A 23,559-nucleotide genomic window follows, 5' to 3' on the forward strand; every position below is an offset into this window, starting at 1 on the left:
AGCCGCGCGGGGGGTGAACTAATTGCCCTGCAGATGGGTGACCAGCCACCGGTGCAGCGGCACGATCGTCGTCCAGTGCTTGCCCAGCACGCCAACGAGGTTACCGGCGTCGGTGGCGAGCGCGGGCGGCTCGTCATGGTGCACGAACAGGGCGCTGTGCCGCAGCAGCCGGGCGGTGTCGGGCGAGACGTCGAAGCCGCGCGGGGTCCGCGCGTAGGTCTCGCCGCCGAGGTCGTAGCCGGCGGCGTCGAGCGTCTTGACGATGTCGAGCAGCTCGGGACCGGCGTCCGGATCGGCCACCTTCTCCCGGTACCGCGCGAGGGTGGGCTTGTCGAAGCCGTGCGCGCCGGCGCCGATGCCGACCAGATCCGGTGAGACCCGCACGAACAGCCCGGACACCGCGCCCTTGCGGTCACCCTCCCAGAACCAGAGGTCGAGATGATCCTTGTACGGCCGCTTGTCCGCGCTGAACCGGGTGTCCCGGTTGATCCGGAAGATCGAGCCGAGCACCCGCGGCTCGGCTCGGATGCCGGGCACGATGGCGCGCAGCAGCGGGCTCACCGCCTCGACGAACGCCTTGCCGGCGGCCACGTAGGCCGACTGGTAGCGGTCCCGGTTGGCCTCGAACCAGGCGCGGTCGTTGTGCTCGCGCAGGTCGGCGAGGAAGGCCTGGGTGTCGGCCGGGAACGCGAAGCCGGGCATGGGCGCACAGCGTACGCCCATGCCCGGACGGACGGGCTACCTCGGGATGGCCACGACGTTGTACGGGGTGTCCGGGGTCGGCGTCGTGGTGAACCGGGCGTTGGGCAGGTAGAGCCGGTCGCCGAAGGCCGCGACCGTGGTCGGGACGTCGAACCGCGGGTCGGTGCGGGTCTCCACGAGCCGGCCGCGCGTGCCGGAGGAGTTGAGGCGCAGCACGGCCACCTGGTTGAGCCGGTTCTGCACGACGAACAGCGTGCGGCCGTCGAGCAGCAGGCCGTCGCCGTTGGTCAGCACGACGTCGCCGAGGTCGACCCGGCTGGTCACTCCGGTTCCGGTGTCGACCCGGTGCAGCAGGCCCACGTTGGACTGCACGACGAGCAGCGCGCGCCCGTCCGGGGTCCGGGCGATCCCGTTGGCGTTGTTGCCCTCCCCCTGCATCCAGTCGCCGGACAGCGGCAGCGCGGTGAAGTCGTCCGGGAGCCGTCCGTGCCGCAGCGACACCTTGTACAGCGCGGGGTTGCGCGAGTCGGTGAACCAGGCGGCGTCCGGGGTGAGCACCACGTCGTTGACGAACGTGGTGCCGGTGGCGAACGGGTAGGTGACGAGCACGGCGCCGGTCCGCGTGTCGATCACGCGGCCGTTGCCGCCGGTGCCGCCGGCGGCGAACAGCCGGTTGTGCCGGTCGGTCTTGAGGCCCAGCGTCGGGTGGCCGACCGCGGGGCTGAAGTCGGCGCCCTCCCCGGTGCGCAGGTCGACGCGGAACACCCGCCCGTCGACCCGGGAGCCGAAGTACGCCACGGCGCCCGGCCCGGTGGCGATCCCCTCCGGCTGGAAACCGTTGGGCAGTGGGAACTCGGTCGGGAACCGGCCCGCGGCGCCGGCCGGTGCGGCGGCGGCTCGCGTCCCGGTCACCAGCGCGGCGGTCGGCACCGCGACGGCGGCGGTCAGGAGGGTACGGCGACGAAACATGGTCGAGAATCCTCCACTTCCGAGCGGGGACAATGTCCACCCAGACCTTACGTCGCCGGCGCTGAAACGGTTCACTTGTCCACTATGGACGAAAGTCCGACGGACGTCTTGGCCGCCTCCCGGGCGATGTCGGTGCGGGAGCGCACGCCCAGCTTGCCCAGGATGTCAGCGACGCAGCCAAACTCGCCATGCAGCGTCAAAGTGGTCGCAGGTCACGGCCCGGCAGAGCCTGCCTCAAGCTCAGTCGGACGCCCGAGCGGCCTCGCGGGCGATGTCGATGCGGGAGCGCACACCCAGCTTGGCCAGGATGTGCGAGACGTGCGTGCCGACCGTCCGCGGCGAGAGCACCAGCTGCTCGGCGATCTCCCGGTTGGGCAGGCCCTCGGCGACCATCGCGGCGATCTTCGTCTCGGTCGGGGTCAGGCTGTTCCACCCGGCCCGCTCCTGCCGGTGCTTGGCCCGCGGCCCGCGCCGGATCCCCAGCGGGCGCAGCCGGGCACGCAGCAGGGCGAGGTCCCAGTTCGCGCCGAGCTCGTCGTACAGGTCGTCGGCGCGGGTGAACGCGGTCCGCGCGGAGCCGCGGTCGCCGCGGTTGGCGAACCCGACGGCCGCCGCCTCAAGGGCCTTGGCCCGCAGCAGCGGCCGGTCTGCCTCGTCGTACCGGTCAGCCGCGTGCAGCAGCAGCGACGGATCGTCGTTCAGCAGCCCGCGGCAGTACGCCGCGGCGGCCAACCGGTGCGGCACCTGCGATCGCTGCGCCAGGCTCGCGGCCTGCTCGGCGATCTCCGTCGCGGCGTGGACGGTGTCGGTGTGCACCGCCAGCCGCGCGGCCTCGGGTAAGAGATCCTCGATCTCCTCGAGCTCCTCGGCGTCGTTGGCGACCCCCTCGGTGAGCACGGCCAGCGCCTCCTCCGGATCGCCGGAGATCTCATGATCCAGGCTTCTGGCCAGGGCCAGCGAGGCCACCACCCGGTTGCCCAGCTTCTCGGCGCTCGGCTCGGCCGCGCTCAGGTGCTGCCGGGCCGTCGCCGGATCGCCGCGGTGGAAGGCGATCACGGCCGCGACCCCGCGGTCGCAGCACGTCGCGCCGGGATCCTTGAACTCGTCGGGGAGGATCTCGACCTCGGCCTGCGCGTCGTCCCAGCGGCCGACCTCGAACAGCAGCTCACCGAGCGTGGTCTGCGCCTGAGCCAGGCGGACCAGGCTGCCGGCATGGTCGGCGAGCTGGCGCACCCGCTCGGCCGCGGCGATGGCCTCCGCATACCGGTCCATGTCCCCCAGCGCCACCGCCTTGTTGATCTGCAGCAGCAGACCGAGATCGGTCAGACCGGGATTGTCGCCGACCACCCGAAGGCCGCGCTCGAACATCGGCAGCGCGGCCGCGACGTCGCCGCGCATGATCGACACGATTGTCAGCACGTGCAACGACCAACCGATCGCCCACTGGTCGCCGGCCTCCTCGGCGGTACGCAACGCGTCGGCTGCGACCTGCCCCGCGACGGTGACCTCACCGAGGTCGCGATGCGCCCGCGCGGTCAGGACGAGCAACCGGGCCCGCTGCCGGGTGGAGATCGTCGGCACGGCCAGGGCCCGGTTCAGCGTCTTGAGCGACTCGTCCGACTTGCCAAGCATCGTCCGGCACTGCGTGACCGTCCAATGTAGATCGACGAGCAGGTCGGGATCCGTGATCACGGTCATGGCTTGGGACGCGGCCCGTTCGGCGCCCACACAATCACCGCTGCGGTACAGCGCATCGGCCAACCGGCAGGCGAGCACCGCGCCGCGCTTCGTCGTCGCCGGTGACCGGCGCGACGCCTGCCGCAGCAGGTCGATCGCGGCCCGCGGCGCCTGCGCCACGAGCGTCGGAGAGGCGTCGACCAACCAGTTCAGCAGCGGGTCGTCCAGCGGTCCGGCGCTCGGCGAGCTGATCGCGCGCAGCAACTGCCGGGCGACCCGGGGAACCGGCACGCCGGCCGACGCGAGCGCCTTGGCCGCGTCGCGATGCCAGGCCGCACGGACGGAGGCGGCGATGTCGTCGTAGAGCGCGTCGCGGATGAGCGGGTGGCGGAAGGCGAGCTTGTCTTCGGTTTCCTTGAGCACGCCGGCGGCGCGGGCCTCGTCGATGGCGGGGACCAGCTCGGCGATCCGCCGGTCGAGCACGATCGCCAGGTCGGAGACGAGGAACTCCACTCCGAGCAGGGCGGCGCCCTGCAGCACCGCGCGGACCTCCCGGGGCAGAAAGTCCAGGCGGTGCGTGATGGCGGCGACGAGGGAGCCGGGTACGGAACCACCGGTGGTCTCCACGACACCCTTGTCCGTGACGGTCACGCGGGTGGCGCGGACCAGGGCGCCCATCAACTCGGTCAGGTACAGCGGGTTTCCCGCGGCCCCCTCGGCCAGCTTGCGCAGCTTCCGGCCGGGCTTGCCGTCGACGATGCTGGTGATCAGCTCGACGACCGCCGCGTCCGGCAGCCGGCCGAGGCGAATGATTCCGTCCTCGCCGACCACGCGGCGCACGGGCAGCAGCTCGTCGCGCTGAGGCACCGGGCGCATGGTGCCGATCAACAGCAGCGGCGCGCGGTCGGCCGACCGGGCCAACCATTTCCACACGGTGATCGTCGCCAGGTCGGCCCATTGCAGATCATCAATGATCAGGACGGTGGGCGCCGCGGAGCACAACTCGGTCATCAGGGTGAGCATTTGCTCCGACGCCGCGACGGTCGGATCGGCGGCGCCGCCGAGCTCGCCGTGCAGCAACCGCAGAATGGTCGCCAGCCGCGGCTCGTCGGCGGATTCCCGGACTCGCAACGCATCCAGCAACGGCTGAAGAGGCAGTGCCTGACCGAGCTCGTCGGCCGCGGCCCGGTACACCCGGCAGCCATGCCGCTCTGCGGCCGCGGCGGTTTCCCGCGCAAGGGAGGACTTGCCGATCCCGGGTTCACCTTCGATCAGGACGGCCCGCCCGGTCCCCGAGACGAGATCCTCAACCCAATCCACGAGTCGCGCCAGCTCGACATCCCTGCCGACAAGCGCGGTCGCACTCGGCATCCCTCGACAGTACGACTTGGCGCGGTACCGTACATCGGCCATATGGGCGGTTCCCAGGGGAGCGGTCACCCCCGGGAACCGTCCCGTCGCGGGAGGCGAACTCGTTACCATCCGTTCAACTGCTGTTTACCGTGCGTTATTCTTCTATTAAATAAGGCATGCGACATTAATTGACGATCAGAGTAATTTACGTCACATGTATGCCAAGCGCGGGTAGAAATGGGTTTGCGGGGCGCGCGGCAATTCGATTCCAGTCCCTTTTGGCCCACATTGTGGCCTACGTCGGGGAGGCCGACATGCGCATAGAGAAGGTGATTATTGCTGTCGTAGTATCGGTGTTGGCAATGTTTGCGGTGCAAGGTACCGCGGTCGCCGACGACCCCGGTATGACTCACAACGGCACGGAGATGACTCACAATTGACGAATTGGCCTGACACCCAATCCGTCTCGATGGCCGGTGGCGCACCGGAACAGCTCTCCTGCCCCGAGAGTCACTCATGGTTTGTCACCGGCCGTCGTGAATTGTCGGCCTGGCCCGAGCTGGCGCGGCACTGAGCCGTGCACCTCGCCGGCCGCATTCCCGTCGAGCACCCGCGCCCGATGAACGGCGCGGTCCTGCAGCGCGTAGCCGAGATCGACGAGCCGCACGCCCAGGTTGCCCTCCTCGGCCACGCTCACCTGCTCCCGGCGCCCAGCATCCGCGTCGAGCAACCTGAGCACGAACCGCGCGATCTGGTTGTTGACCCTCGATAGCTCGGCCATGAGCACCAGCTCGTCGTGCCAGTCCGGCGCAGTCACCACGTTCACCCCACGGATCTCCTCAGGCGCCCTGAGCATGGAGCAAACCTTCTCCCCTCCCCACCGCGAGACATCGGTCAAGTGACGGATATCTACCCGGCGCCGCCCCTGACCTCCCCGGTGACCGGGGCGGTTACCCCCGCGCCGGCTTGGTGGTGGGGTACTCGTCGTGCCAGTTCCACCATTCGTAGGGTGGGGTTTGGGGGTAGCCGTCGGGGGAGTCTTCCCACTGCTCTTGGCGGCCGAGGGCGGTGATGTCGAGGTAGCTCCAGGTGCCGCCCATGGTCTCGTCGCCGCGGTTGTTGATGAAGTAGGTGCGGTACACGCGGTTGCCGTCCCGGAAGTATGCGTTGGTGCCGTGCCATTCGTCCACGCCGAAGTCGGCGTCGAACTCGTCGAGCATGGTGTACCAGGGCATGGTCCAGCCCATCCGCGCCTTCATGCGCTCGATGTCGGGCTGCGGCGCGCGGGAGGCGAAGGCGAGGGTGGTGTCGCGGGCGTTGAGGTGGGCGACGTGGGCGACCTGATCGGCCACCAGGGAGCAGCCGACGCAGGCGTGGTCGGGCCAGCCGGACACGCCGGGCTCGAAGAAGGCGCGGTAGACGATCAGCTGGCGGCGGCCCTCGAACAGGTCGAGCAGGCTGGCCCGACCCCGAGGGCCGTCGAACGCGTACTCCTTTTCCACCGCCAGCCACGGCATCCGCCGGCGCTCCGCGGCCAACGCGTCGCGGGCGCGGGTCAGCTCCTTCTCCTTGACGAGCAGCCGCTGGCGCGCCGCCTCCCACTCCTGCGGGCCGACGATCGGGGGTGTCTTCATCGTGAGGTCCTTCGGTCGAGGTGATCCTTCAACTTGTCGAGCGAGCCGTCCCAGTCGCGGGCCAGCGCGGCCAGGAACTGCTGGGCCACCCGCATCGGCGCGGAGCGCAGCCGGTACCGCACCCGGCGCCGCTCCCCCGGTTCGGCCGTCACCAGGCCGGCCTCGGCCAGCAGCGCCAGGTGTTTGGCGATCGCCTGCCGGGTGATCGGCAGCCGCCCGGCGAGGTCCGTGGCCGTGGCCGGACCCCGTGCCGCCAGCGCCGCCAGGATCGCGCGCCGGGTGGGGTCGGCCAGGGCGACGAAGACCTGCTCGGCGATCGCCTCGGTGTCAGGCGGCATCGAGGTAGGCGACCAGCTCGCCCAGCTCGCGCGCCCAACCCTCGGTGTTGCCGCCGTACGCCTTGCCGTGGGCGTCCTCGGGCAGCTGGGCGAAGCCGGATTCGACCACGGTCAGCCGGGTGCCGGTGCCGACCGGTTCGAGCGTGAACTCGACGTAGGTGCGGCGCGGATCGTCCTCGGGCAACCCGTAGATGTGCCAGGTGAAGCCGAACACTCTCGGCTCCTCGACCCGTTCCACCCGCAGGTCGGCGGTCGACCCGTCGGTCCACGTCATGCGCGCGGACCCTCCCGGCCGCAGGTCGATCGTCGCCTCGTTGCCGAACCAGGCGCCCAGCCCCTCGGCGGTGGTCAGCGCCGCCCACACCGTGCCCGGCGGGTGCGCGACCTCCACGGTCCGCTCGATGCGATCGGGAAAACCCATGACAGCCTCCCAAGTGTGGCAACCCATCGGTTGCAACTATATAGCAACCGATGGGTTGCGTCAACGTCAGCCAAGGGTGAGGGTGACCGTGCTGAGGCCGGAGCGGGGGGCGAGCTTGACGAGGATGCCGCCGAACGGGGCGGGGCGGGTGGTCCAGCCGGTGCGGGCATTCGTGAGCGGACCGGTGGTTTCGGGGGTGGGATGGCCGTCGATGAGGACATGGCGGGGGCGGGTGGGGGTGGCGATGGTGAGCTGGGTTTCGGTGGGGGCGTTGGCGACGAGCAGGGTGGTGGTGCCGTTCGCCGTATGGGCAAAGAAAGTGCCGCCGGTGGGGCTGGTGGCGGTGGTGAGGCCGGGGGCCGGGGCGTAGAGCCAGCCGGAGCGGTCGCGGCGGTCGAGGTCGTTGAGGTTCCACGGGGTGGGCCAGACGCCGTCGATGCGGTGGTTGAAGCCGATGGCGGCGCCGCCGCGGAGGTACAGCGGGAAGTCGTCCAGTGTGGACGGTCGGACGAGGTGGCGGGGGCCGGACAGCACCTCGCCGGTGTAGAGGTCGGTCCAGGTGCCGGCGGGGAGGTAGACGTCGACCGGGGTGGGTTGGCCGGCAGCGGCGTCGGACTCGTTGCGATCTGCGGTGGCGGGGACGGCCAGCAGGTCGGAGCCGATGAGCATGTGCTGGTCCGCGGTCCAGGCGGACTCGTCGGCGGGGTGGTCGAAGGCGAGCGGACGGACGATGGGGTCGCCGAGCCGGGCGGCGCGCTGGGCGAGGCCGTACAGGTAGGGGAACAACGCGTAGTGCAGCAGGACGTTGGCGCGGAAACGGGCGACGGTGGCCTCGTCGTAGAGCCATGGCGTGGCGTTGCGGCCGGCGCCGCCGACCTCGAAGACCGGTGACACGACGGAGAACTGGGACCAGCGGGTGAGCAGGGCGGCGCTTGGGGCGCCGGGGCCGCCGCCGTTGAAGCCGCCGGTGTCGGTGCCCCACACGGGATGGCCGGACAGCCAGGAGTTGAGGCCGCGGCGGACGGACAGCCGCAGGCCCTCGAACGTCGCGCGCGGGTCGCCGCCCCAGACGCCGTTGACGATCGCGGGCTGGCCGGTGTAACCGCCGCGCCACAGGGTGGTGTACGAGTCGCCGTACAGCTTGCGCAGCACCTCGACGGTGGCCTGGGCGTAGCGGACCGGGTTGGTGTTCATCAGGTCGACCCCGGTGCCGCCGAAGAACGTGGCGTCCTCGAGCTCGAACTCCTCACCCCGGTCCCCCTTGACCATCGTGATGCCCAAGGAGAACAGACGCTCCAGTTTGGACTGGAAGTGCGCGCGGGCAGCCGGGTTGGTGAGGTCGAGCTGCAGCGGGTCGGTCCGGCTGGTCCGGATGAACGAGCCGGGCGGGTAGTCGTGGGCCGGGCAGGGCCGCTCGGCGGCGATCGTGCGGACGTGCGGGGAGATCCAGATTCCCAACGCCACCCCGCGGGCGCGCAGATCGGCCACCAGCTTGGCCGGATCCGGGAACTGGACCGGGTCGAACGTCAGCGTGCCGTTGCAGGCGAACCGGCTGTTCTGGCTCTCCTCGGGCAGCTTGGTGGACGTCTCCCACGGGTTGTCGATCCACTCGGTGGCCAGCGGGATCCCCCGGCGCAGCAACTGGTCCACGTCGTCGACGACGGTGGCCTGCCCGTCGACGGTGTCGCGCCAGTGGGTGAGCGCGAACTGGCGCACCGGGGGCAGCGTCGGCAGCCCGGCGCGGGTGCTGTAGGCGCGGACCACCGTGGCCGGCGAGCCGGCGTAGATCTCGTAGTCGAGCCGGGAGGCCTTGAAGCACAGCTGGGTGCGGTCGGGCCGGCCGAGCAGCACCGGGCACGGCGGCGGCTCGGTCGAGCAGTGCGGCGGGTCGTCCACGGCGTTCGGGAACGCGATCCGGCCGATCACCGCGGTGTCCGGGAAGACCGCGTAGCCGTGCGAGCTGAGGAAGAACGGGCTGGGCATGCCGCTCTTGTTGCACGACGGCAGCGGCCCGGCGCCGGTGAAGTGCGCCTTGTTGAGCAGCACCCGGTGCCGCAGGTCGGTGTAGATGAAGTTGGCGCCGCCGCCGAGGAAGTGCTCGGTGTCGTCGCCGGTGAGCGCCTCGTACACCTGGGTCACGCCGGCGGCCGGCGCCAACCGCCACTCCACCCGCAACCCGCGGGCGGTCCGGGCCACCCGCACGAGCGCGGTTCGGTCCGGCTCGGAGGTGGCCACGACGTAGGTGGTGCCGTCCCGGCCGGGCTCGGTGCGCCGCAGGTCGGTCAGCCGGTGGGTGGTGCCGTCGGCCAGCGCGTACGCCATCCGGCCGCCCGGCCCGGCGAAGTCCCCGGCGGCCTGGCCGACCAGCGGGCGGTCGCCGGCGTGGAAGGTGAGCCGGAACGGAGCGGGTTCGGCGGTCCAGCGCAGTGCCCCGGGCCGGGCCGGCGCGACGTCCTGCCCCGCCGCCGCGGGCGGCACGCCGGCGACCAGCACGGCGACCACGGCCGCGATCACCTGCCAGCGCCGGACTCGACGGGCCAGGGCGGGACGCGGGGCAGGACTCATGGCCGCAGCCTACTCATCGGATGTATCCGCCGTGAAGTCCCTGAAACCGCCCGAGCGGACCCGTGCGACCGTTAATTCATCCCATGACTAGGCGCGGTGGGCCACCTCGTCGAGGTTCAGGACGGGGCGCACCTCGACCAGGCCCAGCTCGGCCTCCGGGACCCGGGCGGCGATCTCGACGGCCCGCTCGAGGCTCTCGCAGTCGAGCAGGAAGAAGCCGGCGAGGTGCTCCTTGACCTCGGCGAACGGCCCGTCGGTCGTGATCGTGCGGCCCTCGGTGACCGCCACCCGCTTGGCCTTGGACACGTCGTCGAGCGCCTCGGAGAACAGCCGCTCCCCCGACGCGTCGAGATCGGCGTCGAGCGCGGCGTACGCCTTCAGGCCCTCGGTGCGCTGCTCGACGGTCAGCCGCCCCCAGATCTCCCGGGACTCCGGGTTGCTGTAGATCAAGATCACGTACTTCACGCCCCACCTCCGTCAAGATTTTCTGCTCGCGATGTCGAGATCGGCCGGTCGGCATCTACGTCCCCCACGAAGGCACCCATTCGACCAGGAAGGACGATCCGGAATGACCAGCACCGTACCGGCGACCATCGACGAGGCGCACATCCGTGAGCTCGTGACCGGGCAGGAGGCCGCGATGCGCGCCCGGGACGCGGAGTGGCTCGCGTCCCGCTACGCTCCCGAGGCAGTGACGTTCACGCTCGCACCGCCGCTGCGCAACGCCGACGTGCTCGACGCCGACTGGCTGCGCACGTGGTTCTCCGGTTTCGCCGGGCCGATCGACTTCGAGGTCCGCGACCTGACCGTGACCGCGGGCGAGGACGTCGCGTTCTGCCACAGCCTCAACCGCCTTTCCGCGACCCCGCAGGGCTCCCCGGAGGGGTTCGAGCTGTGGTTCCGGGCCACCGTGGGCCTGCGCAAGGTGGACGGCGCCTGGCGGATCACCCACGAGCACACGTCCACACCGTTCTACATGGACGGCAGCTTCGCGTCGGCCGTCGACCTCACGCCGTGACAAGGGAAAGGAGCACGATGTTTGCGAGCACCAAGGCGTTCAGCGGGTTCTCCGTGGACGACATCCCGAAGGCCAAGCAGTTCTACGGTGAGACGCTGGGCCTGAAGGTGACCGAGGAGAACGGGATGCTGACCCTGCACATCGCCGGCGACCGGCCCATCCTGGTCTACCCCAAGGACAGCCACGAGCCGGCGACGTTCACGATCCTCAACTTCCCGGTCGGCGATATCGAGTCCGCGGTGGCCGAGCTCACCGCGCGCGGGGTCACCTTCGAGAAGTACGACAACACCGACGGCAAGGGCATCGCCCGCGGGCAGGGCCCGCCCATCGCCTGGTTCCGCGACCCGGCCGGCAACATCCTGTCGGTGCTGCAGCTCGACTGATCCGCGTTCAGTGGTCGCGGGTCATCAGCTGGGTGGTGAGGGTGGCCAGGCTGGACCGGGCCTGGTCGTCGAGGTCGAGACCCTCAAGGAGGTCCCACGCCGCGGACACCTGGCGGTCGGCCTCGGCGAGGGTCCAGGCCCGGCCGCCGGCCTCCTCCACCCACTCGGTCAGCCGCGCCACCTCGGCATCGGTCAGCTCGCCGGGACATGCGTACCGGTCGGCGAGCCGGGCCGAGGCCGGGGTGCCGGCGGCGAGAGCGGCCACCACCGGCGCGCTCTTCTTGCGGGCCCGCAGGTCGGCGCCCACCGGCTTGCCGGTCACCGCGGGATCGCCCCAGATGCCGAGGATGTCGTCGACGAGCTGGAAGGCGACGCCGAGATGCACGCCGAACCGCTCGAACCGTTCGGCAAGGTCCGGCGGGCCCGGCGAGTAGGCGGCACCCAGCCGGCAGGCGCAGCCGAGCAGCACGCCGGTCTTGCCGGCCATCATCGCGAGGCACTCGTCGGGATCCACAGTGGACTCGGTTTCGAACCGCAGGTCGCTCTCCTGGCCGCGGGCCAGCAGCCGCAGGGTCCTTGCCAGCACGGCGGTCGAGTGGGCGGTGGCCGGGTGCCGGTGGCTGGCCAGCACCTCGAAGCCCAGCGCGATGAGCGCGTCACCGGCCAGGATCGCCGACGCCACCCCGTACCGTGCCCACACCGTTGGGCGGTGCCGGCGCTCCCGGTCGCCGTCCATGATGTCGTCGTGGATCAGCGAGGCGTTGTGCAGCAGCTCGATCGCCGCGGCCGCCGGCACCACGTCCTCGGACCGGCCACCGGTGGCTGCCGAGCACAGCAGCGCGAACGCCGGGCGCAGCAGCTTGCCGCTCACCGTACCGGTCGGCCGACCGTCCACATCGTACATACCGAGCTGGTAGCCGCAGATCTGGCTCAGCTCACCGCCGAGCCGCTCGATCCACGACCGCAGCACCGGCGGCAGCAGCGCCCTTGCCCGCAGCACGCCGAGGTTCGCGTCCGGCCGGCCGGCGAGTGCGGTGGCGGTACTCATGCCAGCACCTCGCAAGCTCGGTGCTGGTGACCCTGCCGCCTCGTCCCTCGGCGGCAGGGCAGTATCTGCCGATTCGCTCCGCAAGCTCCGCTCATGCCGCCTCCCGGCTAACCAGCACGGCTTCCAGGTACTCGGCGGGATTGCCGTTGTCCCGCAACGCGTCGCGGTACCGGCGGGTGGTCGCCGACCAGTCCAGGTTGCCGCGCATCCAGGACCGCATCCCGGCCAGGTACGGCGCCACGACCGGCGCCGGGCCGGCAGCCAGCGCCGCCGGCTCCCAGGCGAGGTACTCGCGCAGCCGGTGCGCGATCCGGCCGACCACCACGTCGATCGCCTCGGCCTGGCTCAGCCGGTGGGCATGCTGGGTGACCGTGACCAGGTTGTGGTACTCCCCCAGCGAGGTCTCCTTGTCCAACGAGTACAGGTCGTTGACCCAGCAGACCACGTCGCAGGCGGCGTCGAGCGCCTCGGCGAACGGCTCGCCGCCGTACACCTCTGGCGGCACGTCGATGTGCTCGACGATCTCGATCAGGTCCATGCACACGTAGATCGCGCCGGTGTGCCGCCGGTTCTCCACATAGGACGGGACGTCGGGAACCACACCCCGGACCCGGTTCTCGGCCTCCCAGCAGGCCGCCATCCCACCGGCGACGACGTGCTCGACGAACCGGCGGCGCCAGCCAGGGCTTGCCGTGGCCACCGTCCGCGCCCACAGGTCGTCCAGCGAGGTCACGATCGACGGGGCACCCGGCCGGGCGCCCAACCCGTTGAGCACGTTGAAGATCGCGCCCATCAGCTCCCCCGCGCGGTCCGGGTCCCGGCCGAGCAGGCCGTCGTCGAGCTGGTCGTCGAGCAGGAACAGCCAGGCGAACCAGTCGGCGACCAGACCGAGGTCGGCCTCGTCGGCGGTCGGGTACGTCACCGCGGCGAACCAGCCGAAGTTGGCCCGGTCGAACCGTTCCCTTGCGACGGCCCGGCCGATCAGGCGGTGCTCGACCACCCACCGGTTCAGGTGCCGCGTCGCGGCCTCGGCGTGCGGGTTGAGCTCGGGTGGGATGGCCTCGAACGCCTCCCACACCGCGGCGTCCCGGTCGCCGATCATCGCCGGACCATCCGGACGTGCACGCCACCCTTGGGGTGCAACGTGATCAGCGGCTCCGGCTCGACGTTGCGGTACCCGTCGGGGATGACCACGTGGTACGCCTGCGCGATCATGGCCAGGATGATCGTCAGCTCGGTGAGCGCGAAGTGCTTGCCGATGCAGATCCGCGGACCGCTGCCGAACGGGATGTACACGTGCCGGGGGCGCTTGGCCACCTCCTTGGGGGCGAACCGGTCCGGGTCGAAGGCGTCCGGGTTGTGCCAGAACTCCGGGTGCCGGTGCAGCGCGTAGATGTTGAGGTACAGGTCGGACTTGGGCGGGATCCGGTAGCCGCCGATCTCGTCCTCGTCGATGGACGAGCGCATGGTCTGCCAGGCGGGCGTGTACAGCCGCAGCGTCTCGTCGACGATCATCCTGGTGTACTTGAGCTTGAGCACGTCGTCGAAGGTCGGGACGCGTCCATTCAGGACGGTGTCGACCTCGGCCTGCAGCCGCTCCTGCACCTCCGGGTGCTGGCCGATGGTGTACATGAGCCAGGAGACCGAGTTGCTCGTGGTCTCGTACCCGCCGATGATCAGGTTGAGCACCTCGCGGTGCAGCTGCTCGTTGGACAGTCCGGTGCCGGTCACGTCGTCGACGGCGTAGATCATCGCGTCGAGCAGGTCGTCGTGCTTCTCGCCGCTTTCCACGCGGTGGCGGATGATGTCGGCGACGAAGCCGTCCATCGTCCGGATGATCTCCGCAAGGCGGCGGTGCGACGGCGTCGGCCAGCTCAGCGGGATCAGCGGGAACCGGAAGAACGCGCAGGCGATCTGGTTGGCCTCGAAGAACATGTCCTCGATCGCCTTGCCCCGCTCCCCCACCTTGGCGCCGAACAGCGAGCGGAACACGATCCGCATGGCCAGCTGGCCCAGCTCGGTGCTGACGTTCACGATGTCGTCCGGCCCGTACTGCTTGTCCCACCGGCGAAGCATCTGCGACGTCTCGTCGGTCATGTTCTCGGCGAACCCGGCCACCTGCGGCCGGTGGAACGACGGCTGCATCGTGCGCCGCTGGTGGCGCCACGGCTCGCCGCCGACGTTGCCGATCAGCCCGCCGCGCAGGATCGGCGCGATCGCCCGGAACAGGAAGGTGTTCTTGTTGTAGTTCTCGTGGTTGCGGACCAGCACGTGCTCGAAATAGTCGGGATGGTTGAGCATGGCCATTTTGATCCCGAGCACGCGAATCCAGACGATGTCGCCGTAGTCTTTGATCATCTGGTTCAGGAAGCCGACCTGATCCCGCCGCATGGCGAACGTGCTGCGAATCTCATCCCACAGTCGCGGGCTGGGCACGGGTTTGGCCGATCGAATTGTGTCGCGCTCGATAGTGCTGTTCCTCATTATTCGCCGCCGAGTCCTCCGGTCCGTTTTCAACGTCCATTTGATGGTCGGGTCACGCCGCGGAGGCCCGCATCTCCTAGATTGCGCCTCAACTCCCGATAGACCTTCGATTGTGCGCTGGTCGCGCGGCGCTGTTGTCTTTTCTGGATGCTCCCCTTCATCGTGGCTAGAACCGAGCGAACGACCAGGAGCCCGTCATGACGACCCCGCAGTCCGGCGACCGGCAGGTCGCCACCGCCCTCGTCGACCGTTGGCTGGACGCCTTCAACAGCTACGACGCCACCGCCTTCGCGGCGTGCTACACCGAGGACGCGGTCCTCGAGGACGCCGCGCTCAAGCGGTTCTTCCGCGGCCGCACGGAGTTGGCCGAGTTCATCACGGTCTGGGTGCAGGCCTGCCCCGACACCTACCTGAAGCTGGAGAAGGTGGTCATCGGCGACGGCGGCGCGGCCGTGGCGTGGACCGGGGTGGGAACGCTGTCCGGCACCTTCCCGCACCTCCCGCCGACCGCCGTGCGCGGCAGCCGCATCGAGCAGCGTGGGCTGAGCCTGATGGAGTTCTCCGAAACCGGCCTCATCAAGGCCCAGACGGATTACTGGGACAGCTTCACCGTGCTGCGGCAAATTGGAGTGATACCCGAGTAGGGAAAGAACGAATTACTGATGTCACACATCGTCGATACCAATGACGCCGCCTGGCGGCGGGTGCTGGGCCCCCGGTCCATTCTGCTCGCCGCCCCGCGGTCGTTCTGTGCGGGCGTGGTTCGGGCGATCGATATCGTCGAGCGGCTGCTCGAACGCGGCGCACCCGTCTATGTGCGCAAGCAGATCGTGCACAACGGTCACGTGGTCGCCGACCTGGAGTCCCGCGGCGCGGTGTTCGTCGACGAGCTGGCCGACGTTCCGGCCGGGGCCACCGTGGTGTTCTCCGCGCACGGGGTCTCCCCCGCGGTGCGCGCCGAGGCGGACGCCCGCGGCCTCGACGTCGTCGACGCCACCTGCCCGCTGGTCACCAAGGTGCACGCGCAGGCCCGCCGGTTCGCCGGCCGCGGCGACACGGTCGTGATGATCGGGCACGCCGGGCACGAGGAGGTGGAGGGCGTCATGGGCGAGGCGCCGGACCGGACCGTGCTGGTGGAGACGGTCGCCGACGTGGACCGCCTCGACGTCGCCGACCCGGCACGGGTGTCGTACCTGACCCAGACCACCCTTGCCGTCGACGAGACCGCCGAGGTCATCGAGGCGCTGCGGGCCCGGTTCCCCGAGCTGCGTGGGCCCGGCTCGGAGGACATCTGCTACGCCACCACCAACCGCCAGGACGCGCTGGCCGTCGTCGCCGAGCGCTCCGACCTGGTGCTGGTGCTCGGCTCGGACAACTCGTCCAACTCGGTGCGGCTGGTGGAGCTGGCCAGGCGCAACGCGACGCCGGCCTACCTGATCGAGGACGCGACCGCCATCGAGCCGCACTGGCTGGCCGGCGTCCGCACCGTCGGGCTGACCGCGGGCGCGTCGGCGCCGCCCGGCCTCGTCGACGACGTCGTCGCGCTGCTCGGCGAGCTCGGGCCGGTGACCGTCACCGAGCACGAGACCGCACGGGAGACCGTCCACTTCGCACTGCCGGTGGCGGTGAGGGCGGCATGACCGGCGTGCTGAGCCAGTTGCACGGTCCGGCGGATCTGCGCCGGGTGCCGAGGGCGATGCTGCCCGTGCTGGCCGGGGAGATCCGCGCCCTGCTCATCGAGAAGGTGTGCCGCACCGGCGGGCACCTCGGCGCGAACCTCGGCGTGGTGGAGCTGACCATCGGCCTGCACCGCGTGTTCGAGTCGCCGCGCGACGTGCTGCTGTTCGACACCGGCCACCAGGCGTACGTCCACAAGCTACTCACCGGCCGGACCGACTTCGACGGGCTGCGCCAGACCGGCGGCCTGTCCGGCTACCCGTCCCGCTCCGAGTCGGTGCACGACGTCATCGAGAACTCGCATGCGTCCACCGCGCTGTCCTATTCGGACGGAATGGCGCGGGCGTTCCGGCTGGCCGGCCAGGAGGACCGCCGGGTGGTCGCCGTCGTCGGCGACGGGGCGCTGACCGGCGGCATGTGCTGGGAGGCGCTGAACAACCTCGGCGCGGCCCCGGACCGGCCGGTGATCGTGGTGCTCAACGACAACGGGCGGTCCTACGCGCCGACCGTCGGCGGCCTCGCGGCGCACCTCGGTGCGCTGCGCGCGGGAACCGCGGACGGCAACCTGTTCCGCTCGCTGGGGTTCGCCTACCTTGGGCCGATCGACGGGCACGACGTGCACGCGGTGGAGGCGGTGCTGCGGCAGGCGGCCGCGCTGAACCGCCCGGTCGTCGTGCATGCCGTGACCGCCAAGGGATCCGGCTACCGGCCGGCGGAGGCCGACGAGGCCGACCGCATGCACGCGGTGGGGGTCATCGACCCGGCAACCGGCCGGGCGCCCGCGGCCGGCGCGCCGTCCTGGACGTCGGTGTTCGGCGACGAGATCGCCGCGATCGGGGCGGACCGGCCGGACGTGGTGTGCCTGACCGCGGCGATGCTGCTGCCCACCGGTCTCGGCGAGTTCGCAAGGCGCTTCCCCGACCGGGTCATCGACGTCGGGATCGCCGAGCAGCACGCGGTCACCTGCGCGGCCGGCCTGGCGATGGGCGGCCGGCACCCGGTCGTCGCCGTCTACTCCACGTTCCTCAACCGGGCCTTCGACCAGGTGCTGATGGACGTGGCGCTGCACCGCCAGCCGGTGACGATCGTGCTGGACCGGGCCGGGATCACCGGCCCGGACGGCGCCAGCCACCACGGCATGTGGGACGCGTCGATCCTCCCGGTCGTGCCGGGGCTGCGGCTGGCCGCCCCGCGCGACCCGGCCGGGCTGCGCCTGCTGCTGCGGGAGGCGGTCGCGATCGACGACGGGCCGACGGTCATTCGCTATCCGAAGTCGACGGTCGGCCCGGACATCCCCGCACTGCGCCGGATCGGTGAGGTGGACGTGCTGCACGAGGACCCGGGCGCCACGGTGCTGCTGGTCCCGGTCGGACCGCTGGCCGGCGCGTGCCTCGCGGCCGCGGCCGAGCTCGCCGGCTACGGCGTGCCGGTGACCATCGCCGACCCGCGGTGGATCGCGCCGGTCGACCCGGCCCTTGTGCAGCTGGCCGAGCGGCACCGGTTGGTGCTCGCCGTCGAGGACACGGTCACCACCGGCGCGCTCGGCACCCGGCTGGCCCAGGCGCTGGCCGCGGCCGGCAGCGACACCGTCGCGGCGGCATTCGCGCTGCCGCAACGGTTCCTCCCGCACGCGTCGCGCGGCGAGCTGCTGCACAGCTGCGGCCTCGACGGCCACGGGATCGCCGCGACCGTGCTCAAACGACTGGCAAGGACCGGGCAGCTACAGGAGGTGGCGGCGGCATGAAGATTGCGGAATGCCGGGCGAGGGAGTTGGAGGCCACCGTATGACCACTGTGGACATCGGGCTGCCAAGGCCGCGCCCCGCCCGCCGGGCCAGCCGCCGGCTCATGGTCGGCGACGTCCCGGTCGGCGGCGACGCGCCGGTGTCGGTCCAGTCGATGACCACCACGCCCACCACCGACGTGAACCAGACCCTGCAGCAGATCGCCCAGCTCACCGCGGCCGGCTGCCAGATCGTGCGGGTCGCGGTGCCGTCCCAGGACGACGCCGACGCGTTGCCGGCCATCGCCAGGAAATCGCCGATCCCGGTGATCGCCGACATTCACTTCCAGCCGCGGTACGTGTTCGCCGCGATCGACGCCGGCTGCGCGGGCGTGCGCGTCAACCCGGGCAACATCAAGCAGTTCGACGACCGGGTCGGCGAGATCGCCAGGGCGGCGGGCGCGGCCGGCGTGCCGATCCGCATCGGCGTCAACGCCGGCTCGCTGGATCCGCGGCTGCTGGCCAAGTACGGCAAGGCGACCCCGGAGGCGCTGGTCGAGTCGGCGCTGTGGGAGTGCTCGCTGTTCGAGGAGCACGGGTTCACCGATCTGAAGATCTCGGTCAAGCACCACGACCCGATGGTGATGGTGGCGGCGTACCGGCTGCTGGCCCGGCGCTGTGACTACCCGCTGCACCTCGGTGTCACCGAGGCCGGGCCGGCGATGCAGGGCACCATCAAGTCCGCCGTGGCCTTCGGGATCCTGCTGGCCGACGGCATCGGCGACACGATCAGGGTCTCGCTGTCCGCGCCGCCGGTCGAGGAGGTCAAGGTCGGCATCGGCATCCTCGAGTCGCTCGGCCTGCGGGAGCGCCGCCTGGAGATCGTGTCCTGCCCGTCCTGCGGCCGGGCCCAGGTCGACGTGTACCAGCTGGCCGAGCGGGTGTCCGCGGCGCTGGACGGGTTCCCGCTGCCGCTGCGGGTGGCCGTGATGGGCTGCGTGGTCAACGGTCCGGGCGAGGCGCGGGAGGCCGACCTCGGCGTGGCATCGGGCAACGGCAAGGGACAGATCTTCGTGCGCGGCCGGGTGATCAAGACCGTCCCGGAGAGCCAGATCGTGGAAACCCTTGTCGAGGAAGCGGTTCGGTTGGCCGACGAGGCCGAGGCAGCGGAGGTGTTGTGATGGCGGTCGACGCCAACCCACGAGCGGACTACCTGGATCTGACCGAGCTGGGTCAGGAGTTCGTCGACGATCCGTACCCGTTCCTTGCCGAGCTGCGGGAGGGCGAGGCGATCCGGCGGGTGGTGTACCACGGCGTTCCCGCCTGGCTGGTGACCCGGTTCGAGCACGCCCGCGAGGTGTTCTCCGACATGCGCCTGTCGTCGGACCTGGCCAACGCCAGCGACGAGGTGCGCGCCGTGCCGTGGATCAGCGGCCCGGAGTCGCTCGGCCTCACCAAGGGAATGATCAACCTCGACCCGCCGGCGCACACCCGGCTGCGCCGCCCGGTGGCCAAGGCGTTCACGTCCCGCCGGGTCGGCGGCCTGCGCCAGCTGACCAAGCGGATCGGCGAGGAGCTGCTCGATGCCGCGCTCGCCCGCGGGCGGGTCGACTTCCTGCAGGAGTACGCCATGCCCCTGGCGTGCCGGGGAATCATGGGCCTGCTCGGCGTGCCGGCCGGCGACACCCGGCCCTTCCAGGAGCGGTGCTACATCCTGCTGTCCACCGACCCGGCCGACCTGCCCAAGCTGCCGGACGCGCTGGTGTGGCTCAGCGAGTACCTCGGCGGCCTGGTGGCCGCCAAACGCGCCGAGCCGGGCGAGGACCTGCTCAGCGAGCTGGTGGCGATGGCCGACGAGGGCGACCGGCTCAGCGACGCCGAGCTGCGGTCGACCATGTTCCTGTTGCTGGTGGCGGGTTTTGCGACCACATCGAGCCTGATCACCAACGGGCTGCTGGCCTTGCTCACCTATCCCGACCAGTTCGCGGCGCTACGAGCGGACCCCGGACTCATCCCGAGCGCGATCGAGGAGATGCTGCGCTTCGACCCGTCTGCCGGGGCGGCGTTGCCCCAGTTCGCCACCGAGGACCTCACCCTCGGCGGCGTCCGGATCCGCAAGGGCGAGGCCGTGATCGTCTCGCTGGCGGCGGCCAACCGCGACCCGCGCCGGTTCACCGATCCGGACACGTTCGACATTCGCCGTGACGAAGGGCACATCGCGTTCGCCCACGGCATCCACTTCTGCATCGGCGCCCAGCTGGCCAGGATGGAGGGCCAGGTGGCGTTCGAGGTGCTGCTCGAGCGGACCGCCGACGTCCGCCTCGCGGTGCCGCGCGAGGAGCTGTCCTGGCGGATTCACCACAACCCCCGCATGCTCAAGAGCCTGCCGGTGATCCTCACGAGTACTCGAGGATGACCGCGCGCAGCCGGCGCGGCTGGGTGGGCAGGTCGGCCGCTCCCACGGCGAACATCAGGTCGGTGCCCGGGACCGCGGCGATGCCGTTGAGGTTCATGCCCACCGCGTCCGGTGGCGCGGGGATCGGCGCGTCGACCCACGGGCCGGTGCCCCGAAAGCTGGCCAGCTTCACGCTGGGCTCCCGGAAGTTCTCGATCAGCCAAGGGTTACCGGCCGTGTCGACGGCGACGTCGGGCAGGCGCGCGGCCGGCAGCCCGCCGACCTCCCGCCACGTCGTGCCGTCACCGTGCACGACGAGGGCGCCGCCGTCCGGCGACATGAGGGTGTCGCCGACCGCCCACAGGTCGTTCGACGAGCGCCCGCCGATCGCGGTCAGGGCGAGCCGCTTGTCGTTGAGGCCGACCCGAACCGTCCGCCAGGCGGTGCCGTCCCAGTGGTACAGCAACGGGCCGAGGAACCCGGTCCACGCGCCGTTGCCGGCGGCCCAGATGTCGTTGGGAGCGAACGCCTTGAGCCCGGTGACGGCGCAGAAGTTCGGCGTGCCGCCGAACGACGTGCCGCCCTGCACGCACTCGGCCGGCGCCTCGTGCTCCTTCCAGTCCCGCCCGGTCCACTCCAGGATGACGGCCTCGGTGTTGCGGTGACCCACCATCCAGGCGTGCCCGGCCACCACCGCCAGATCCGTGATGGACAGCAGGCTCGGGGTGGCGCCGGCCGGGAACGGCACCTCGTGCCAGGTGCCGCCGTCGTAGCGCAAGACCTTGGTGACGTTGTCGGAGGGCTCGTGCGCCGCAGGACCGCCGACCGCCCAGACATCCGTCGGTGAGCCGGCCGCCACGAGCTTCAGCCCGCCCTTCCACGTGACGCCGGGCAGCGGCATCCGCGACCACCGGCTGCCGTCCCATTGCAGGATCAGCGGTTCACCGGTGGTGTACAACTCGGGCGGCGTGTAGTTGTCCGAGCCCACCGCCCACGCATGAGCGCGGTCGGTGGCCACGACGTCGCGCAGGATGCTGGTCGGGGTGGTGGGCGGCAGCGTGGCCGGCTTCCAGGCGGGCGGCCGTGCCGGTGCGGACGACGAGGAAGCCGGTGACGATGCCGGTGCCGGTGCGCCGCTGCTCGGCCCACCGAGCACGGGCCCCGAACTGGGTCCGCCGATCGGTTTCCCGGCACACCCGGAGGTCAGGACGGCCACGGCGAGCGCCGCGGCCAATCGTCCGCCTCGAGCCATGTGCCCCTCCCCAGCATGCCGGCACACGGCGCCGTGTGCGGTGCCGTGACAGTACTCCGGCGAACCGGGTCAGTCGAGCCGGAACTCGGGGTGATAGAGGTCGAACCAGTGGTACAGGTCCAGCACCCGGTCGATGCCGCGGCGCACGTTGCTGGGCACGGTGGCCGGGTCGAGCGCCACGACGCCGGTCAGCCAGTCCTGGTCGATCAGGTCGTGCACGGGGTGATCGCGGTCGGCGAGCACCTCCTTGGCCTGCTGCTGCAGCACGGCGTTGTAGTTCGAGTCCTGTGTGGACGGATAGGAGGCCTTGAGCCGGTACCGGACGGACTCCGGCACCACGTGCGCGGTGGCCGCCCGCAGCAGGCTCTTCTCCCGGCCGTCGAAGGTCTTCATCGACCACGGCGTGTTGTAGACGTACTCGACCAGGCGGTGGTCGCAGAACGGGACGCGGACCTCGAGGCCCACCGCCATGGACACGCGGTCCTTGCGGTCAAGCAGCATCCGGACGAACCGGGTCAGGTGCAGGTTGCTGACCGTCCGCATGCGACGGTCCACATCGGAGTCGGTATCGGCGTGCGACACGGCGGCCGCCGCGGTGGCGTACTGGTCGGCGACGTAGCTGTCGACGTCGAGCAGGCGCCGCACGGCCGGGTTCAGCACCGCCGACCGGTCGCCGCTCATCGCGCTCTGGTAGGCCAGCCACGGGAACGTGCCCGCGTCCACCGCCGCCGGGTCGTGGAACCAGCGATAGCCGGCGAACACCTCGTCGGCCGACTCGCCGGACAGCGCCACCGTCGACTCCCCCCGGATCGCCTGGAACAGCTGGTACAGCGAGGTGTCCATCTCGCCGAAACCGATCGGCAGGTCCCGCGCGGTGATCACGGCGCGGCGCAGCTCGGGGTCGGTCAGCTCGTCCGGATTGAGCGTCACGAACTTGTGCGCCGAGCCGACCAGGTCGACGACCTCGCGGATGAACGGCGTGTCCGGGGTGTCGCGCACCTCGTCGGCCCGGAACGTCTCCTCCCGTCCGACGAAGTCCACCGAGAACGTGCGCAGCCGCTCGCCCTGCTCGGCAAGGTGCGCCGCGGCCAGACCGGTGACCGCGCTGGAGTCCAGCCCGCCGGACAGCAGCACGCAGCGCGGCACGTCGGCGACCAGCTGGCGGCGCACGATGTCGGTCATCAGCTCGCGGACCGTGCCGACCGTCGTCTCCAGATCGTCGTGGTGCGCCTTGGCTTCCAGCGTCCAGTACCGCCGGGTGCGGATGCCGCCGGCGCCGACGGTGACGATCGTGCCCGGCTCGACCTCGGCCATTCCCCGCCACAGCGCCCAACCCGGGGTCATGGTGAACCCGACCAGCTCGCGCAGTCCCGCGGTGTCGACCACCCGGCCCGCCGCCGGGTTGGCCAGGATCGCCTTCGGCTCGGAGCCGAACAGCACCCCGTCGCCGGTCGGGTAGTAGTAGAGCGGCTTGATGCCCAACCGGTCGCGGATCAGCACCAGCCGGTCGGTCCGCTCGTCCCACACGGCGAAGGCGAACATGCCGTTGAGGTGGTCGGCGACGCCGTCGCCCCACTCCAGGTAGCCGCGCAGCACCACCTCGGTGTCGCTGACCGTCCGGAACCGGTGGCCCCGGCCTTCCAACTCGGCGCGCAGCTCGGTGAAGTTGTACGTCTCCCCGCTGTAGACCATGGCGACCGCGCCGGCGGGCGTCCGGACCTCCATCGGCTGCCGCCCGCCTGCAAGGTCGATAATGGACAGTCGGCGGTGGCCGAGCGCCACGTGCGGCCGGATCCAGGTGCCGGAGTCGTCCGGACCGCGGCAGGCCATGGTCCGCGTCATCGCGTGGACGGTCTCACTCTGCCGGGTCAGGTCCGAGTCGTAGCCGACCCAGCCGGCGATGCCACACATCCGTTGCCCC

At 71.0% G+C, this 23,559-nt stretch carries 22 protein-coding genes; 8 read left to right on the top strand and 14 right to left on the bottom strand.

The features are described 5' to 3' along the window. Window positions 1–18: 18 nt before the first annotated feature. From VGX25_RS31450 to VGX25_RS31460, 3 genes are all read right to left on the bottom strand, one after another. Window positions 19–702 (bottom strand): DUF2461 domain-containing protein, encoded by a 684-nt coding sequence (locus VGX25_RS31450; protein WP_326921589.1) that lies wholly within the window; start codon window positions 700–702, stop codon window positions 19–21. 36 nt (window positions 703–738) lie between these two features. Further along, window positions 739–1,671, bottom strand: coding sequence for a superoxide dismutase (locus VGX25_RS31455; RefSeq protein WP_326921590.1), 933 nt, complete (start codon window positions 1,669–1,671; stop codon window positions 739–741). Between the two features lie 240 nt (window positions 1,672–1,911). After that, window positions 1,912–4,719 carry a helix-turn-helix transcriptional regulator gene (locus VGX25_RS31460; RefSeq protein ID WP_326921591.1) on the bottom strand — a complete coding sequence of 936 codons (2,808 nt, stop codon included), beginning with the start codon at window positions 4,717–4,719 and terminating at the stop codon, window positions 1,912–1,914. A 296-nt stretch (window positions 4,720–5,015) separates the two neighbouring features. Between VGX25_RS31460 and VGX25_RS31465 the strand changes: the two genes are divergently transcribed. Then, window positions 5,016–5,141 carry a hypothetical protein gene (locus tag VGX25_RS31465; RefSeq protein WP_326921592.1) on the top strand — a complete coding sequence of 42 codons (126 nt, stop codon included), beginning with the start codon at window positions 5,016–5,018 and terminating at the stop codon, window positions 5,139–5,141. 74 nt (window positions 5,142–5,215) lie between these two features. Here the strand turns inward: VGX25_RS31465 and VGX25_RS31470 are convergent, their stop codons facing one another. The 6 genes from VGX25_RS31470 to VGX25_RS31495 form a co-directional block, all read right to left on the bottom strand. Beyond that, entirely contained in the window at window positions 5,216–5,557 is a 342-nt protein-coding gene (locus tag VGX25_RS31470; protein WP_326921593.1) for a hypothetical protein, read from the bottom strand. A 94-nt stretch (window positions 5,558–5,651) separates the two neighbouring features. Beyond that, window positions 5,652–6,335, bottom strand: coding sequence for a DUF899 domain-containing protein (locus VGX25_RS31475; RefSeq protein ID WP_326921594.1), 684 nt, complete (start codon window positions 6,333–6,335; stop codon window positions 5,652–5,654). Continuing rightward, window positions 6,332–6,673: a metalloregulator ArsR/SmtB family transcription factor gene (locus VGX25_RS31480; RefSeq protein WP_326921595.1), complete on the bottom strand. Its 342-nt coding sequence runs from the start codon at window positions 6,671–6,673 to the stop codon at window positions 6,332–6,334. Before VGX25_RS31480 ends, VGX25_RS31475 begins: the two co-directional genes overlap by 4 nt. Next, window positions 6,663–7,094 (bottom strand): SRPBCC domain-containing protein, encoded by a 432-nt coding sequence (locus VGX25_RS31485; RefSeq protein ID WP_326921596.1) that lies wholly within the window; start codon window positions 7,092–7,094, stop codon window positions 6,663–6,665. Before VGX25_RS31485 ends, VGX25_RS31480 begins: the two co-directional genes overlap by 11 nt. A 66-nt stretch (window positions 7,095–7,160) precedes the next feature. After that, entirely contained in the window at window positions 7,161–9,659 is a 2,499-nt protein-coding gene (locus VGX25_RS31490; RefSeq protein ID WP_326921597.1) for a glycoside hydrolase family 31 protein, read from the bottom strand. 87 nt (window positions 9,660–9,746) lie between these two features. Continuing rightward, on the bottom strand, window positions 9,747–10,124 hold the full coding sequence (locus tag VGX25_RS31495; protein WP_326921598.1) for a YciI family protein: 378 nt from the start codon (window positions 10,122–10,124) through the stop codon (window positions 9,747–9,749). A gap of 103 nt (window positions 10,125–10,227) precedes the next feature. Here VGX25_RS31495 and VGX25_RS31500 point away from each other — a divergent pair, with 103 nt between their 5' ends. Together VGX25_RS31500 and VGX25_RS31505 are read left to right on the top strand one after the other, a co-directional pair. Then, complete coding sequence (locus VGX25_RS31500) at window positions 10,228–10,677, top strand: YybH family protein (RefSeq protein ID WP_326921599.1); 450 nt, start codon at window positions 10,228–10,230, stop codon at window positions 10,675–10,677. Between the two features lie 17 nt (window positions 10,678–10,694). Next, entirely contained in the window at window positions 10,695–11,060 is a 366-nt protein-coding gene (locus VGX25_RS31505; RefSeq protein ID WP_326921600.1) for a VOC family protein, read from the top strand. 7 nt (window positions 11,061–11,067) lie between these two features. Here VGX25_RS31505 and VGX25_RS31510 read toward each other — a convergent pair whose 3' ends face one another. The 3 genes from VGX25_RS31510 to VGX25_RS31520 all read right to left on the bottom strand — a co-directional run bounded on the left by VGX25_RS31510 (window position 11,068) and on the right by VGX25_RS31520 (window position 14,499). Beyond that, on the bottom strand, window positions 11,068–12,108 hold the full coding sequence (locus VGX25_RS31510; protein ID WP_326921601.1) for a polyprenyl synthetase family protein: 1,041 nt from the start codon (window positions 12,106–12,108) through the stop codon (window positions 11,068–11,070). Between the two features lie 91 nt (window positions 12,109–12,199). After that, window positions 12,200–13,210 (bottom strand): terpene synthase family protein, encoded by a 1,011-nt coding sequence (locus VGX25_RS31515; protein WP_326921602.1) that lies wholly within the window; start codon window positions 13,208–13,210, stop codon window positions 12,200–12,202. After that, window positions 13,207–14,499, bottom strand: coding sequence for a cytochrome P450 (locus tag VGX25_RS31520; protein WP_326921603.1), 1,293 nt, complete (start codon window positions 14,497–14,499; stop codon window positions 13,207–13,209). The genes VGX25_RS31515 and VGX25_RS31520 overlap by 4 nt, the downstream gene beginning before the upstream one ends. Window positions 14,500–14,789: 290 nt before the next feature. Here VGX25_RS31520 and VGX25_RS31525 point away from each other — a divergent pair, with 290 nt between their 5' ends. From VGX25_RS31525 to VGX25_RS31545, 5 genes are read left to right on the top strand one after another with little or no spacing between them, the layout of a single operon-like run. Next, complete coding sequence (locus tag VGX25_RS31525; RefSeq protein ID WP_326921604.1) at window positions 14,790–15,236, top strand: ester cyclase; 447 nt, start codon at window positions 14,790–14,792, stop codon at window positions 15,234–15,236. A gap of 18 nt (window positions 15,237–15,254) precedes the next feature. Then, on the top strand, window positions 15,255–16,232 hold the full coding sequence (ispH, locus tag VGX25_RS31530; protein WP_326921605.1) for a 4-hydroxy-3-methylbut-2-enyl diphosphate reductase: 978 nt from the start codon (window positions 15,255–15,257) through the stop codon (window positions 16,230–16,232). Continuing rightward, complete coding sequence (locus VGX25_RS31535) at window positions 16,229–18,013, top strand: 1-deoxy-D-xylulose-5-phosphate synthase (protein ID WP_326921606.1); 1,785 nt, start codon at window positions 16,229–16,231, stop codon at window positions 18,011–18,013. Before ispH ends, VGX25_RS31535 begins: the two co-directional genes overlap by 4 nt. Window positions 18,014–18,053: 40 nt before the next feature. Further along, entirely contained in the window at window positions 18,054–19,172 is a 1,119-nt protein-coding gene (gene ispG / locus VGX25_RS31540) for a flavodoxin-dependent (E)-4-hydroxy-3-methylbut-2-enyl-diphosphate synthase (protein WP_326921607.1), read from the top strand. Next, window positions 19,172–20,407, top strand: a complete 1,236-nt coding sequence (locus VGX25_RS31545) for a cytochrome P450 (protein WP_326921608.1) — start codon at window positions 19,172–19,174, stop codon at window positions 20,405–20,407. The genes ispG and VGX25_RS31545 overlap by 1 nt, the downstream gene beginning before the upstream one ends. Here VGX25_RS31545 and VGX25_RS31550 read toward each other — a convergent pair. Further along, on the bottom strand, window positions 20,388–21,638 hold the full coding sequence (locus tag VGX25_RS31550) for a hypothetical protein (RefSeq protein WP_326921609.1): 1,251 nt from the start codon (window positions 21,636–21,638) through the stop codon (window positions 20,388–20,390). The two genes, VGX25_RS31545 and VGX25_RS31550, sit on opposite strands and share 20 nt — an antisense overlap. Window positions 21,639–21,707: 69 nt before the next feature. Then, window positions 21,708–23,549, bottom strand: a complete 1,842-nt coding sequence (gene asnB, locus VGX25_RS31555; RefSeq protein ID WP_326921610.1) for an asparagine synthase (glutamine-hydrolyzing) — start codon at window positions 23,547–23,549, stop codon at window positions 21,708–21,710. Between the last annotated feature and the right edge of the window lie 10 nt (window positions 23,550–23,559).

Origin of the sequence: Actinophytocola sp., assembly GCF_035942955.1 — a bacterium.
GTDB lineage: Bacteria > Actinomycetota > Actinomycetes > Mycobacteriales > Pseudonocardiaceae > DASYTH01.

Excerpts from the sequence above, each read along its gene's own strand:
- VGX25_RS31450 (WP_326921589.1), bottom strand. The coding sequence starts at position 702 with ATGCCCGGCTTCGCGTTCCCGGCCGACACCCAGGCCTTCCTCGCCGAC.
- VGX25_RS31455 (WP_326921590.1), bottom strand. The coding sequence starts at position 1,671 with ATGTTTCGTCGCCGTACCCTCCTGACCGCCGCCGTCGCGGTGCCGACC.
- VGX25_RS31460 (WP_326921591.1), bottom strand. The coding sequence starts at position 4,719 with ATGCCGAGTGCGACCGCGCTTGTCGGCAGGGATGTCGAGCTGGCGCGA.
- VGX25_RS31465 (WP_326921592.1), top strand. The coding sequence starts at position 5,016 with ATGCGCATAGAGAAGGTGATTATTGCTGTCGTAGTATCGGTGTTGGCA.
- VGX25_RS31470 (WP_326921593.1), bottom strand. The coding sequence starts at position 5,557 with ATGCTCAGGGCGCCTGAGGAGATCCGTGGGGTGAACGTGGTGACTGCG.
- VGX25_RS31475 (WP_326921594.1), bottom strand. The coding sequence starts at position 6,335 with ATGAAGACACCCCCGATCGTCGGCCCGCAGGAGTGGGAGGCGGCGCGC.
- VGX25_RS31480 (WP_326921595.1), bottom strand. The coding sequence starts at position 6,673 with ATGCCGCCTGACACCGAGGCGATCGCCGAGCAGGTCTTCGTCGCCCTG.
- VGX25_RS31485 (WP_326921596.1), bottom strand. The coding sequence starts at position 7,094 with ATGGGTTTTCCCGATCGCATCGAGCGGACCGTGGAGGTCGCGCACCCG.
- VGX25_RS31490 (WP_326921597.1), bottom strand. The coding sequence starts at position 9,659 with ATGAGTCCTGCCCCGCGTCCCGCCCTGGCCCGTCGAGTCCGGCGCTGG.
- VGX25_RS31500 (WP_326921599.1), top strand. The coding sequence starts at position 10,228 with ATGACCAGCACCGTACCGGCGACCATCGACGAGGCGCACATCCGTGAG.
- VGX25_RS31505 (WP_326921600.1), top strand. The coding sequence starts at position 10,695 with ATGTTTGCGAGCACCAAGGCGTTCAGCGGGTTCTCCGTGGACGACATC.
- VGX25_RS31510 (WP_326921601.1), bottom strand. The coding sequence starts at position 12,108 with ATGAGTACCGCCACCGCACTCGCCGGCCGGCCGGACGCGAACCTCGGC.
- VGX25_RS31515 (WP_326921602.1), bottom strand. The coding sequence starts at position 13,210 with ATGATCGGCGACCGGGACGCCGCGGTGTGGGAGGCGTTCGAGGCCATC.
- VGX25_RS31520 (WP_326921603.1), bottom strand. The coding sequence starts at position 14,499 with ATGCGGCGGGATCAGGTCGGCTTCCTGAACCAGATGATCAAAGACTAC.
- VGX25_RS31525 (WP_326921604.1), top strand. The coding sequence starts at position 14,790 with ATGACGACCCCGCAGTCCGGCGACCGGCAGGTCGCCACCGCCCTCGTC.
- ispH (WP_326921605.1), top strand. The coding sequence starts at position 15,255 with ATGTCACACATCGTCGATACCAATGACGCCGCCTGGCGGCGGGTGCTG.
- VGX25_RS31535 (WP_326921606.1), top strand. The coding sequence starts at position 16,229 with ATGACCGGCGTGCTGAGCCAGTTGCACGGTCCGGCGGATCTGCGCCGG.
- ispG (WP_326921607.1), top strand. The coding sequence starts at position 18,054 with ATGACCACTGTGGACATCGGGCTGCCAAGGCCGCGCCCCGCCCGCCGG.
- VGX25_RS31545 (WP_326921608.1), top strand. The coding sequence starts at position 19,172 with ATGGCGGTCGACGCCAACCCACGAGCGGACTACCTGGATCTGACCGAG.
- VGX25_RS31550 (WP_326921609.1), bottom strand. The coding sequence starts at position 21,638 with ATGGCTCGAGGCGGACGATTGGCCGCGGCGCTCGCCGTGGCCGTCCTG.
- asnB (WP_326921610.1), bottom strand. The coding sequence starts at position 23,549 with ATGTGTGGCATCGCCGGCTGGGTCGGCTACGACTCGGACCTGACCCGG.